Source organism: Bartonella sp. AA23NXGY, from assembly GCF_042197165.1.
GTDB lineage: Bacteria > Pseudomonadota > Alphaproteobacteria > Rhizobiales > Rhizobiaceae > Bartonella.
Map to the genome: position 1 here is coordinate 59228 of NZ_JBHIRO010000006.1, position 13060 is coordinate 72287.

Below are 13060 nucleotides of genomic sequence, written 5' to 3' on the forward strand. Positions count from 1 at the left end.
AAAATATAATGATGGTACCGGCTTGCTTCTTCACAAACGTAAGAGATGGGGGTGGTCAATGGATTTACCGTTATACCTTTCACGGGGGCCGCGAAATGGGCTTGGGAGCGTTGCGAGATGTTTCTTTAAACAAGTCCGTGAATTGGCAATTGGGTGGGGTGCTGTTTTACGTGAGGGGCGTGACCCCATTAAAGAACGCGATAAACAAAAGTGTGAGGCAATGCGTAATCTCCATTATTTAAAAAACATTGCTCTAGATGCTTTTGAAAGCCGTAAAGCTGAATTAAAAAATGATGGTGAAGCTTGTAATTGGTTTTTACATTTACGCCTCCATATTCTCCCCAAATTAGGCTGTCTACCCGTTTCAGAGATTACGCAAACAGAGATACGCAATACCCTTGCCTCTATTTGGCATGCAAAAGCTGCAACAGCAGATAAAGCACTGAAGCGTCTTAATCGTTGTCTTAAGCATGCGGTTGCTTTGGGTTTGGATGTTGATTTACAAGCAAAAAAAAGCACGCGCACTCTTAAGGTAAGCAACGCTATAAAACTATTAATAGACTAGCCATGGATTGGAAAGATGTTCCTGCCTTTTATCAGTTACTCTGTAAAACACAAAACATAACACGACTGGCTTTGCGTTTGCTTATCCTGACAGGCGTTCGTACTAATCCTTTGCGTCATATTCGTGAAGATCAGATTGAAGATGATAACTGGACAATTCCTGCTGAGAATATCCAATCTTTAGCGGTCTGTTTAAAATAGAGATTGAGACTTTTAAGAGTTCTATGAATCGTTCTAGATTTTTTGTGTCCGATTGGAGTAAGAATATTGCATATATTTCGTAATCTCTGAAATAAGAAACCTCATTTTGGAAAAATATGAAATTGAAAGGGGCAATGCTAACGTTCATTTTTATTGTTATTTTTTAAGTTAATTTTACAGCTTTCAAAAGTATTTGGAATGCCTTTTACAGAATGGAGATGATGGTTTTAGTTCATGCTTTTTTTATCGCGTTTTTTAATGGGGGGAATGCTTCTCATGCAAAATAGAGTGCCCAAGACAAAATATGCTTATGTTGTACTGTCACGCTTTTTTTAAAAGGAATATTTTTCAATATTTGTGGCATCCATTTTATGACGGTGTTTTTGAATGTTCCAATGGTTTTGTAGAAGGGGGTAAATGGTAAAGTTTCGGTGTAGTGTATAAACGGCACTATGATCTTTACGCTTAATAAAAAAGCAAGCCTGCAGCCTTACACATCTTGCCAGATTCCAATGTTGGTATATCCTTTGGTGCTTGAGACAGTGTCTCGCTCTTTTTGTACAGTTTTTACCCACAGATCAGCTCCACTTGTGATTGACAAGCAAGTGATTTGATTGCTTCAACATGAGAGAAATTTGAAATGAGTAATCTTACCATATTCAAGATTCTAATTTAATATGAATAATGCTAGATTATGATGATTAATCAGTTTGTTATCTATGAAGAAAGAAAATGAGGAAGAGGAATTTGTCGAAAAGTTAGATTGTTTATAGATTGGCGCTGGTTAAGAAACTTTGTCCTTAAGGGCAGAGAGGATGTTAAAAAATAAAACCAGCTTTTCGCTGGTTTTATCGAAATATCATCATTATGATGAAAGAGTGTATTATGCAGCGTAGACAGCTTTACTGTTTTCATCTGTTTCTTCTCTCTCAGTTTTAAACTCGCGTTCCGGCTTGTTGGAGAGATGCATCTCTATGAGATTGATAGCTTCTGTTTCAGAAAGACTATTAATAACCGCAATTTCGCGGGCCATTCTTTCAAGAGCAGCTGTATAAAGTTGGCGCTCAGAGTAAGATTGTTCAGGCTGTAGATTAGAGCGGAAAAGATCACGGACCACTTCGGCGATACAAATAAGATCTCCTGAGTTGATTTTAGCATCATATTCTTGTGCACGACGTGACCACATGGTCCGTTTAACGCGTGCTTTTCCACGTAAAACTTTTAAGGCACGTTCGACAGAATCACTAGCAGATAATTTACGCATTCCAACGGAAAGGGCTTTTGCAATGGGGACTTTGACATCCATCTTATCTTTCGCGAAATGAATGACAAAAAGTTTTAATTTATGTCCTGCAACTTCTTGATCTTCAATCGCTATAATTTGTCCTACTCCATGCGTAGGGTAGACGATATATTCAGAGGTTGCAAATTCTTTGGTCTTGGAAGACGTTCCATGTTGGGATGCCATATTTTAGTTTACTCCCTTATGATCAACAAATGTATCGGAAAACAGGTTATAAACCTGAGGGTTGAGTTTTCTTTAACCAAGTATATTGTACCAATTAAGTGAGCATAAAAGCCGAGTACTTTTAAATCAAAAAAAAATACACCGCTTTACTATAACAAGCAAAGAAAAATACTTAGAAAGATGATCATGTTAAAATAACACTAACATCAAAATTTAAAAGAATCAATCATTTCGCTTAAGGATTTTTTATTTTTACAAGAGAAGTCTTTCAATCGTTGAAGGAGGAGAGTGTACACTTTATCATTACTCTTCGCCACTTCCTGGATTTTCTGAAAAATACTTTTCTAATTTATTTGGAACACCATCCATTTCTTTTGCTTGAGGAAGGGGATCTTTTCGGGTGGTTAGATTAGGCCATTTGTTTGCATAATGAAGATTGAGTTCTAACCACTTTTCTAATCCTGGTTCTGTATCAGGTAAAATCGCTTCTGCTGGGCATTCTGGCACGCAAACACCACAATCGATGCATTCATCGGGGTGAATAACAAGCATATTTTCCCCTTCATAAAAACAATCAACTGGGCAGACTTCAACGCAATCCGTATATTTGCAGTGAATGCAGTTGTCGGTTACTACGTGGGTCAAGATCAAACTCCATTTGTTACTTTAATTCTCTTTAGAGGAAAGTGTGTGCGTGTTTTTATGATTGGTGAGTTGATCGCGTAGTACAGCTAGTTTCGCAAAAGGTGAATCAGGATTAAGGCGCTTTTCTTTTTGAAAGGGCTTATGATTTGCATGTTTTCCTTGGGATTTGTGGAACTTATGAGAGCGTTTTGCTTGTGATGGTGCTTCTTGAGGGGAATTTTCATTTTTGTATTCCGCTTTTTTTACAGCGTTCTTCGATTTATTTTGCCACTTATTTCCTAATTTATCACGTTTTTTTTGTGCATGGTGGGGAAATTGATGCTTATAATGCCATAACAAAATAACTTTATCTTCTTCTGTAGAGCGAGGGGATTTGGCGAAATTCCCAACAGGTTCAGCTGCTGGTAAACGATTGGTTTTATGGAGATGTTTTTCAATACCAGAGGATGAAGTGTTTGGGAATGAGGTATTTTTTTCTTCTCGTGTTGTTTCTAAATCGCTTATTGTTTGCCATTGACTTCCAACGCATTCTGCTGCAGGAACATCTTGCATTGCCCTATTGACAGGGGAAGAGGCTTGGTGTGCAAAGAGATTTTGTTCAAAAACAGTATTGCTTATGCTGTACGATTGATAACCAAGTCCTTTGAGGATTTCTTCCATATCGTTTCCGTTGGCCCCAAGAATGGACATCATGGCTGGTGTAACAAAAAAACTTTTGCCATCATAGGCTCCATCGGGTCTGGGATCACTTCCTTGTTTCCAATGAAGTGCGGGACGGATGAGATTGGCAAGACGTTCTAAAATATCAATCCGTACAGCACGTTGTCCTAAGATTCGGTAGCCGGCTAATTGATAAAATTGGCGGTTATAGGTAGGGTCAACAATTAAAGAGGTTCGACCAGCAGATAATGCTGAAAAAACTTCACCCAAACCAGTTTGATCTTGTCCCGCATTTTGAAGATTCCACAGGAGAGTAATGGCTTGAACCGGAGCAGGTTTAAGCATTCCGGCAACATAGATATGAAAAGCGCCAAAACGCACGCCTAGACGCCGAAGAACGGCACGTGATTCTTGCGCAAGGTTTTTGACAATGTCTAAGACTTCGCGGCGTGGTAAAATCCCTAAAGAGTTAAAAAGTTGTAAAGCAAGACTGTTTGTTGAATCCGTTAAATTATCAGCATTGCGCAAATCAAACAGGGGTTTTAAAGTCGTTTCAAAATGAAAGGTGACAAAGCGTTCTAATCGTTTCACAACGTTATTGCGGGATTCTCCCGTGAGTTGTTCATCTGCTAAAACAATCAGTTTTGGTTTAAAAAAATCTTCTGTTGCTACAAGTTGTCCTACGGGTTGACCAATCCAGCGCACAATTCCATCAGAACTGAGGGTAAAATCTCCATTTGCAGAAGCACAAAAACGTGTCGCGCGTTTGGAAAAAGCAAGAATCAAATTCTCATTCTCTGTTGAAATTTGCTTCTCAGCTATTTGATCGGTACTGTTTTTGTTGGCATAAAAACGAAAACCTTCAAATTTACCCCTTCCGTGTTTTTCAATGAGAATATCATCTTGAAGAATCTCATTCTGTTGAACAATCTTGCTATCCATGATCATTTTCTTTCTCAGTGTGACACTGGTCAAAAGCTTTTTGCGACAATTTCATAATGGTGCTCTTTCTTTAACACGTTTGTTGCGTTTGCTTCAATCACTCTTGTCATTTTTTGCTGTTTCTTTGCGCCTTTAAAACTTGAATGATTCTTTTTTCATTCAGTTTTCATTCAGTTTGGATGCTTTATATTTGCAAATTACACTTATTAGTTGTATTGTAAAGCTAAAAGCATAAATAAATTCTTCAATTTAAAAGGAAACGGAACCGGTTATCAAAAAACGGCATTTCTTTTGCATGATCACTTTATTTTTTTGCTGTTTTGTCATGAAAAGTGAAGAGAAAGTTTTTTCAAATATTTCATAGGCTAAAAGGCATATTGTAAAGGCATTTTGCAGGTGAAATTGTGTCTTATGTCAAGAAGTTTTACCATGACAGTAAAAAAAACAATTGCGATTATAAAATTACACGTTAAAGTAGTGGTCACAGAAGTTAACAACTTTTGCGTTCTTTTTAAGCGAAGAACAATGATGTCGTTGCCAAATCAATTTTGATAATTTTAATCGCAAGGGGTTATTATGGGTAATCTTTCAAATGCTGTTTATAAAAGCAGCAAAAATTATAGCGATGCAGACAAAAGCTTAGGACGTAATATGATGCGTTCTGCTATGCAAGCACCTTATCTTGAACGACAAAAAGAGCATGATTTGGCTCTGCGGTGGAAAGACAAACGTGATGATGATGCCATGCATCAAATTGCAGCGGCTCATATGCGTTTAGTGATTGCTATTGCTAATCGCTTTAAACGTTTCAAAATGCCATTGGGGGATTTGGTACAAGAAGGGTATGTGGGACTATTGGAAGCAGCTGCACGTTTTGAACCTGATCGGGAAGTGCGTTTTTCAACATATGCAACGTGGTGGATACGCGCTTCTATTCAAGATTATATTTTGCGAAATTGGTCAATCGTTCGAGGGGGAACGAGTTCTTCGCAAAAAGCACTTTTCTTTAATCTTCGGCGTTTGCGTGCAAAACTGATACAAGATGATAGTGCTTTGTCAAAACAGGATATTTTTCGCACAATCGCTGAAAAACTCGGTGTTTCCGTGCGCGATGTTGAAACGATGGATTTTCGTTTTTCCAGTTCTGATAATTCCTTGAGTGTTTCTGTTTCTGAGAACAGTGATAATCCCATTGCTAAGATGGATGTTTTGGTGGATGATAGTCCTCTTCCTGATGCTTTAATTGAGCAAGTCATTGATGGTCAACGGCGTACACAATGGCTTTACGATGCGTTGCAAATTCTCAACGAACGGGAGTTGGAAATTATTCGCTTTCGTCGCTTAAATGAAGAGGGGGCGACTCTCGAAGTTTTAGGTGAAAAGTTAGGAATCTCGAAAGAGCGCGTGCGTCAAATTGAAGCTAGGGCTTTGCAAAAATTGCGCTCTGCTCTCCTTACGGTTCATTCAGAAGACGCTTACGATATATAAGCAGTGAAAGGCTTTGGGGGGGGAGGAAAGAGAATGTATTAAGTGGGGGCATATGAGAATATGATAAAGTCAGTTTTAGGGGGTGTTCATATTTGTTTAGGAATATGCCTCCTTGGGGGCGCTACTGATAAACAGAGGAAGATAGGGGGCTGTTAGTTGGAGGAAATATATATATCAAACGGAGACCTATAAAGGCATGATGAAGTTGGATTTTAAAGTGTTCCTCTTTATTTTCGAATATGCTTTAAGGGGGAGGGCGTGATACAGGCAGAAAAGAATCAAAACTGTAACGGATGAGAAGAAAGGCTTATTCTGTAATAATTTTCACTTTTGTACCTGCGGGTAAAGTTTGCGTTGGTGAGAGGGCGTTGAGGATGCGAAAGAGTTTTTCTTTATATGGTGTGTATTGCATTTTATCTGCAAGATTGGCAACGGTTTCTCCTTGTTTAACACGGACAACACGGATTTTTAAGGGCTGCAATTTTTTTAACTGTGAAGATGAAAGAGAATGAAAGCTTTGTAGCGTTTTTTGGGCAACCTCTGCAAAATTTCGAGAATTATATGGAGCGGCCGTCAAAAAACGAAAGATGTGGTTGTTGAATGGAATGACAACCACATCAAATTGCCATTGATCATTGGTAGCATAGGCCCGCGCTCCAAGTAAACTTTGGCTTTGGGATTCTTGGCGCATAAATTCTTGATTGGGGAGCCCTTGAATTGTGATGGGGCGGATAGATGATTGATCTAGACCGATAATCCAGCCGCTTTTCAAATAATCACTCGCAGATATTTCAGCAGGATGTGGAATAGCATCAAAACGAATCGCAATTTTATCTGGTCCACTGGCCCAAACAGTGTGTGCTGAATGTTCTATTGTAAAATTGTTTGGAACAGAAAAAGCTATGCGCAATTGTGGGTGAATAAATTGGTTGCCTCGTACAAAACCTGTATAAAAGCCTCCTCCAAAAATTATGCCATCAATGCTTTTGAGAAAAGAATCATGATCGGATATTTTACTATTCCCTTTACTGATTTTACGCGCTTTTTCTATCGCAAGCCGAATGCGTTGAGGGGTAGTTGGGTGGGAGGCTAAAAAATCTAGAGAGGCATTTTGGGTGCCAGAGATATTACGAAAAGCACTATAGGCTTCCATTGTTTGAAGAAAGCGTGGTGAAGCAAAAGGATCATATCCTGATTGTTGGAGCATTTCGAGCGCAAGGGAGTCAGCTTCCAGCTCTTGATTGCGGGAAAATTGCGCGAGTTGTTGCTTGTTTTGCATAGGGTTATGAAGTTTTTTGCCAATAGAAGAAAGAAGACGTGAAGACATGTGATTGGTCATCTTTAATTGGGCTTCTTTTTGCAGGCGTAAAATGCCATGATTGGCTCTGATATGTGCTATCTCATGGGCTAAAATGGCTGCAACTTCTGAAGAATCATTGGCTAATGCCAGCATACCACGAGTGATGTAGATCGAGCCGTTGGGGAGCGCAAAAGCATTGATAGTTTCTGAGTTTAAAATTGTTACAGAATAGTTTTGATGAGAACTATGGGATGCAACTGCTAGTTTACGGACAATCTTTGCTAAAAGGTGTTCAAGTTTTGCATCATGATAAGCGCCACCATACATTTGCAAAATACGTGGGTGTTGCAGAGCGCTTAATGTGACATAGATATTGTGGTTGTTGGTACGTTTGATCGTTTTAGAAGAAGTGGAAGAAAGCCTATCATTTTGAGAAAGTGGTGTATGACAAGCCGAAAGGAGAAACGTTAGACTTATGAAAGTTGCTTTATACAGGCAAGAGCGAAAAAGAAAATTGCGGTGAAAAATGGGGTGCGTTGGACCATGGTGCACATTATTTCTGCGGAGTAATTTGGCAAATTGCATTTGTATCTTTGTATCGTATGTTTCTTTAAGAAAGGCATTAGGGATAAGGATTCGTTTGGCTATATCATGCTTTTTGTTTATAAAAAATAACTCTCACTTATAAAAAGATGCACTGTAAAGAAAATTTTGTGAAAGGCAAAGTATGGCATGACAACATTTACGATATTATTAAATGGGGATGTTCATATCACTGATCGTTTGCTTAATCAAATTCAAAACAGTCGGGTGATTGCTGCGGATGGTGGTATGCGTCATGCGGCAACGCTTAATGTAACGCCTGAGTTGTGGTTAGGAGATTTTGATTCATCAGATGAGAATTTAATCCGCCAATATAATCATGTTCCGCGTGAAGTTTTTCCCTCTGATAAAGATATGACAGATAGTGCTCTGGCATGTGAAAGAGCGCTGCAAAAGGGTGCTAAAAAGCTTATTTTATGCGGTGCTTTGGGAGGGGAGCGAAGTGATCATAGCCTTTCTCATATGACGCAAGCGTTGATGATGGCTGAAAGGGGTATTTCAGTGTTGTTGACAAGCGGTTTGGAAGAAGGTTGGCCGGTTTTGCCAAAGCCTTGTTCATATGATTTGCCTAAAGGGTGTTTGTTTAGTCTTATCGGTTTTTCTGATTTAAAAGGTTTAACGCTTAAGGGAGTAAAATGGCCAATTTGTGACAAAAATGTGTCATTTGGCTCTTCTTTAACACTTTCTAACCGTATTTGTGGAACCTTTTCTTGCCATTTAGGTTCTGGAAAAGCTATATTGCTAGTGTCTGTACCTATTCCATAAAGCTCTTCCAATATATTTTGAATAAGGCAGGGGGGGGCCTAGTGATGAAGTGCCGACATAAACGATATATGTATTGATCTTGAGAAGGAAAGGTTTTGATATGTTAAAATCAATTTTTAAAGTGGCCGTTGTTGCAGCCATTGGTTTCAGTTCAGTCGCTTGTACTACAAATGATGAACGCGTTGCACGTTACGGCGTAGGAGGAGCAGCAATCGGTGCTTTGGCTGGAACTGCTATTGCTGGAAGTACGCCTGGAGCAGCACTTACCGGTGCAGCATTTGGTGCTTTGGCTGGAACAGTAACAGGTGCAGCTGCAAATCAAAGAAAACAACAAAGACAGGCATCACAATTGTGCACGTATCGTGGTCGTAGAGGGCATGTTTACCAAGCACCTTGTAGACAAAGAGTTCCTGTACGGCAATTGTGTGCTTACCGTGATGCAAGAGGGGTGATGTATCAAGCACCTTGTCCGCGCCGCGTTCGTTAATGGCGGTGCCGCTTCTGCGGCTTGACCGCATTTTCTTAAATTTTGGAAAAACGCCTTTGCTCAATCAAGCTTCTTTATCGGTTGAGCAGGGGGCGCGTATTGCGTTGGTTGGCCGTAATGGTTGTGGAAAATCAACCTTATTAAAAATTGCCGCAGGAATATTAGAACCTCATGGTGGCGAAATTTTTCGCCACCCGCGAGTAACGCTCCGTTATGTCTCACAAAATCCGGATTGTTCAGGATTTGAAGATATTAATGCTTATATGGAAGCGGGGCTGGATGATATATCTGATGTTCAGTGGATTAATACGCTTCGCACAAATTTAGGGTTTTCTGGGACGGAAAAATTGGAAACGCTTTCGGGAGGCGAAAAGCGGCGTGTTTCATTGTTACGGGCCATTGCTGCAAAACCCGATATTTTGTTCTTAGATGAACCAACCAATCATCTTGATTTACCAACCATTGAATGGCTGGAAGCTGTTTTGGCTTCTTTGCGTTCAGCGATTGTGGTGATTTCCCATGATCGGCGATTTTTAGAAAATGTTACGCGGTCAACGGTATGGCTTGATCGTGGCACAACCAAAAGACTGGAAAAGCGTTTTTCTGAGTTTGAAAATTGGCGTGATAAAGCACTGGAAGAAGAAGCCATCGAACAGCATAAATTGGGGCGCCAAATTGCTCGTGAAGAGCAATGGTTGCGTTATGGCGTGAGCGCACGGCGTAAGCGTAATGTACGGCGCTTAGGCGAATTAAAAGACTTAAGACAGCGTCATCAAACCTATAAAGGGCAGCCAGGAAATGCACTTTTGACAGCAGCAAAAAGTCATGATTCTGGGCAATTGGTGCTTGAAGCAAAGAAAATTTCAAAATCCTATGGTGATCGCATTATCGTGAAAGATTTCTCTTTGCGCATTCAGCGGGGTGATCGAATCGGTTTGGTAGGACCCAATGGAATCGGAAAGACAACGCTCCTTTCTGCATTAATTGGGCAAGAAGCCGTGGATAGTGGAACGGTGAGGCATGGCTATAACCTCTCTATGGCATTGCTTGATCAGCAACGTATTTTAAATGAAGAAGAAACTTTAGCGCATTATTTAACGGGGGGAAGAGGTGATACTCTTGTGATCAATGGGTTGGAGCGGCATGTGGTTTCTTATATGAAAGACTTTTTATTTTCACCGGAACAAGCACGCACTCCCCTTAAAGAATTTTCTGGGGGAGAAAGAGCACGCCTCATGCTTGCACGACTTCTTTCTCGTCCTGCAAACTTTTTGATTCTTGATGAACCGACCAATGATTTGGATATGGAAACTTTGGATTTGTTGCAAGAATTTATTGCTGATTTTGCGGGGACAGTATTGTTGGTCAGCCATGACAGAGACTTTTTAGATCGTACTGTAACGCATATGTTGGCACCTCAAGGTGATGGTCATTGGGTTTTGTATGCGGGCGGCTATAGTGATATGATGGCGCAAAACCAGCATGCTCTTCGTTTACAACGCAAAAAAACAGAATTATCGCAACGTAAAGCACCTTCAAAATCTCATGCGGGAGAGCTTTCAAAACAGGACACATCAACAGATGATCGCTTGATAGGGCGGGAGAAAAAAACACGAGGTAAATTGTCTTATAAGCAGGTTTATGCATTGGAAAAATTGCCTGAAGAAATTGCTGTTTTACAGGACGAAATCAAAAAAATTGAGCAAGAACTCTCTGATCCAGCCCTTTATCGCAGTGATAAAGAGCGTTTTGAACGTTTATCAACAACGTTGGCAAAAAAGAAAAATACTTGCACACAAAAAGAAGAAGAATGGTTAGAACTTGAAATTTTACGCGAAGAAATGGAAGCGCGTTCACGGTAATGTTTCAGATATTAATATCTAAACATTTTAATTCGTATTGCATCATCGCTTTTCTTTAATTTGTTACAAGAGTTTGTGGCTGATTTAGCGGGAACAGTGTTGTTGACGAGTTATGACAGAGACTTTTTAGATCGCACTGTAACATATAGCATCTCAAGGCGATGGTCATTGGGATTTGTATACGGGGGAGCAGTGATATGGTAGCGCAAAACAAGCATGCTCTGAGCTTACAAGGCAAAGAAACAAAACTATCTTTGCCGTAAGTTTTTTCAGAATTTCGTATATGGAAGTACGCCAATTCCCTTGCATACTTTGCCAGTCCCCAATGTTGCTACAGCGCCCCTTAGAACTTGAGAGCATTCATAAGAAATATTCCCCTGTCTTTACCTTATGCTTTAAACATACCACCCCCACTTATGACGGAAAAGCAAAAGATCCTCATTGATTCTAACGTAAGAAGTGTTGTGATGAGAAAAGCTTACTGTATTCGACATTATGATTTGAGTTTAAAAATGATGATTTGTTAAGATAAATCAACGTGTTATTGTGACATTGTCTAGGAGGAGAAAATGATGGCAATTAAAACAAAGCGAACAATTTCCACATTGATCGGTTTAGAAGATGCAGCTGAACTGTCTTCTTATTTCCTCCGTAATGCGAATCATCTGCGTCCTTTTGAACCTGTTAGATCTGATGGTTACCACAGCCTAACAGCTTGGGAAACACGAGCCAATGCATTTGCTTATGAAAGCGCACAGGGACAAGCATACCGATATGCTGTACGATTAAAAAATGAAAACACAGTCATCGGTGTTGTGAATTTTACAAATGTGGTTCGGGGTGTTTTTCAAGCCTGTCATCTTGGTTTTTCTCTTGATGAAAAACAACAAGGCAAAGGTCTCATGTTTGAGAGTTTATCGGCTCTAATACGCCATATCTTTCATGTTTATCATCTGCATAGAGTGATGGCAAATTATAGACCTGAGAACATAAAAAGCGAACGTTTATTAAAACGCCTTCATTTTGAAAAAGAAGGCTATGCCAAAGACTATTTGATGATTTCTGGAAAATGGAGAGATCACATTCTAACCTCTCGAATCAATGATCTTTATGAGTCCGTTAATAGATTCGAATAAAGTTTTGATAAGGGTCTTTTTATCAAATGTGTAAATATGCTGCACTTTTCCCTATCCTAAAAGACGAAGATCCTTAACCACCTCTTCTTTTGTAAACGGTTCAGACTCTCGTTTAGCGGGTTTCAACTGCTGACCGCTTTCATATGTTTCTTTTCGTAGATAATAAATTGATTTATCATCATAATTCATTTTTTTCAATTTGAAGAGAGTCCTCAATATCGGAAGACTTTCTCACTTCAAATTTATAGATGTTTAATCATAAAAAACACCTCTCTTGCACATCACAAACTGGGTTGGCATACAAGTGAGGGTTTATGTGGATAAACAATGATTGAAGAACAAGAATAAAAATTCTCTGTATAAATCCTTTTAAATGTGAGGGCTGTTGCAATATTGTGTATTCTGTGACCGATAGTCTCGTTACAAGTTACACAAACGGCTTATTGTTGGGTGAAATTTTTATACATTCATTTATTTTTTGCCATTTGTTTTTTGTATTTTCTTTTCTTAAGAAAATTTCCAATGTTATCAATGGTTTTAATTCATACCAAGCGCATTTTTATAAAGTTCAATGATTGCTTCTTCTTCCATTCTTTCATGCTCTTCTTTTTTACGCAGCCGTATAATGCTTCGAACAGCTTTACTATCAAAACCAGAGCCTTTAAGTTCAGTGTAAACGTCTTTAATATCATCAGAAATGGTTTTTTTCTCTTCTTCTAGTCGTTCAATACGTTCGATAAAAGAGCGTAATTGGTTTACGGATATAGCGTGTGTTTGATCGGTTACTGTATCGTTCATTGTATTTTTCTCCAGGTTATATATTTTAAGTTGTTTTTCGACGACGAATTTATGTTAAAAAAGCTTGAAAATAAAAAGTAAATCAAGCTACACAGCTTTTTTACAAATTGACTTTAAATATTTTGTAAAATTTTTAAGATA

10 protein-coding genes and 1 pseudogene are annotated in these 13060 nt (G+C 39.1%); 6 read left to right on the plus strand and 5 right to left on the minus strand.

Annotated elements, in window-relative coordinates:
* Window positions 1-22: 22 nt before the first annotated feature.
* Window positions 23-741, plus strand: a pseudogene (locus ACFINY_RS04615) (tyrosine-type recombinase/integrase); the annotation flags it as partial.
* A gap of 907 nt (window positions 742-1648) precedes the next feature.
* Here ACFINY_RS04615 and ACFINY_RS04620 read toward each other — a convergent pair.
* The 3 genes from ACFINY_RS04620 to ACFINY_RS04630 form a co-directional block, all read right to left on the minus strand.
* Complete coding sequence (locus ACFINY_RS04620; RefSeq protein ID WP_273790499.1) at window positions 1649-2233, minus strand: CarD family transcriptional regulator; 585 nt, start codon at window positions 2231-2233, stop codon at window positions 1649-1651.
* A 303-nt stretch (window positions 2234-2536) separates the two neighbouring features.
* A complete protein-coding gene (fdxA, locus tag ACFINY_RS04625) occupies window positions 2537-2878 on the minus strand; it encodes a ferredoxin FdxA (protein ID WP_375617846.1) in 342 nt (113 codons plus the stop codon).
* 21 nt (window positions 2879-2899) lie between these two features.
* Window positions 2900-4480, minus strand: coding sequence for a hypothetical protein (locus ACFINY_RS04630; protein ID WP_375700887.1), 1581 nt, complete (start codon window positions 4478-4480; stop codon window positions 2900-2902).
* Window positions 4481-5056: 576 nt separating this feature from the next.
* Between ACFINY_RS04630 and ACFINY_RS04635 the strand changes: the two genes are divergently transcribed.
* A complete protein-coding gene (locus tag ACFINY_RS04635; RefSeq protein WP_015856975.1) occupies window positions 5057-5968 on the plus strand; it encodes an RNA polymerase factor sigma-32 in 912 nt (303 codons plus the stop codon).
* A 307-nt stretch (window positions 5969-6275) separates the two neighbouring features.
* Here the strand turns inward: ACFINY_RS04635 and ACFINY_RS04640 are convergent, their stop codons facing one another.
* Window positions 6276-7853 (minus strand): M48 family metalloprotease, encoded by a 1578-nt coding sequence (locus ACFINY_RS04640; protein WP_375674804.1) that lies wholly within the window; start codon window positions 7851-7853, stop codon window positions 6276-6278.
* Window positions 7854-8000: 147 nt separating this feature from the next.
* On the opposite strand from ACFINY_RS04640, the gene ACFINY_RS04645 reads away from it, so the two are divergent.
* The 4 genes from ACFINY_RS04645 (at window position 8001) to rimJ (ending at window position 12121) form a co-directional block, all read left to right on the plus strand.
* The gene (locus ACFINY_RS04645; RefSeq protein ID WP_375613185.1) at window positions 8001-8636 is read left to right on the plus strand and encodes a thiamine diphosphokinase; all 636 of its coding nucleotides are present in this window, start codon (window positions 8001-8003) and stop codon (window positions 8634-8636) included.
* A 100-nt stretch (window positions 8637-8736) separates the two neighbouring features.
* Window positions 8737-9123: a hypothetical protein gene (locus ACFINY_RS04650; protein WP_375645924.1), complete on the plus strand. Its 387-nt coding sequence runs from the start codon at window positions 8737-8739 to the stop codon at window positions 9121-9123.
* Window positions 9123-10985: an ABC-F family ATP-binding cassette domain-containing protein gene (locus tag ACFINY_RS04655; RefSeq protein ID WP_375668281.1), complete on the plus strand. Its 1863-nt coding sequence runs from the start codon at window positions 9123-9125 to the stop codon at window positions 10983-10985. Before ACFINY_RS04650 ends, ACFINY_RS04655 begins: the two co-directional genes overlap by 1 nt.
* 572 nt (window positions 10986-11557) lie before the next feature.
* Entirely contained in the window at window positions 11558-12121 is a 564-nt protein-coding gene (rimJ, locus tag ACFINY_RS04660) for a ribosomal protein S5-alanine N-acetyltransferase (RefSeq protein ID WP_375628687.1), read from the plus strand.
* 537 nt (window positions 12122-12658) lie between these two features.
* Here rimJ and ACFINY_RS04665 read toward each other — a convergent pair.
* A complete protein-coding gene (locus tag ACFINY_RS04665) occupies window positions 12659-12919 on the minus strand; it encodes a DUF2312 domain-containing protein (protein WP_005774567.1) in 261 nt (86 codons plus the stop codon).
* Window positions 12920-13060 lie beyond the last annotated feature (141 nt).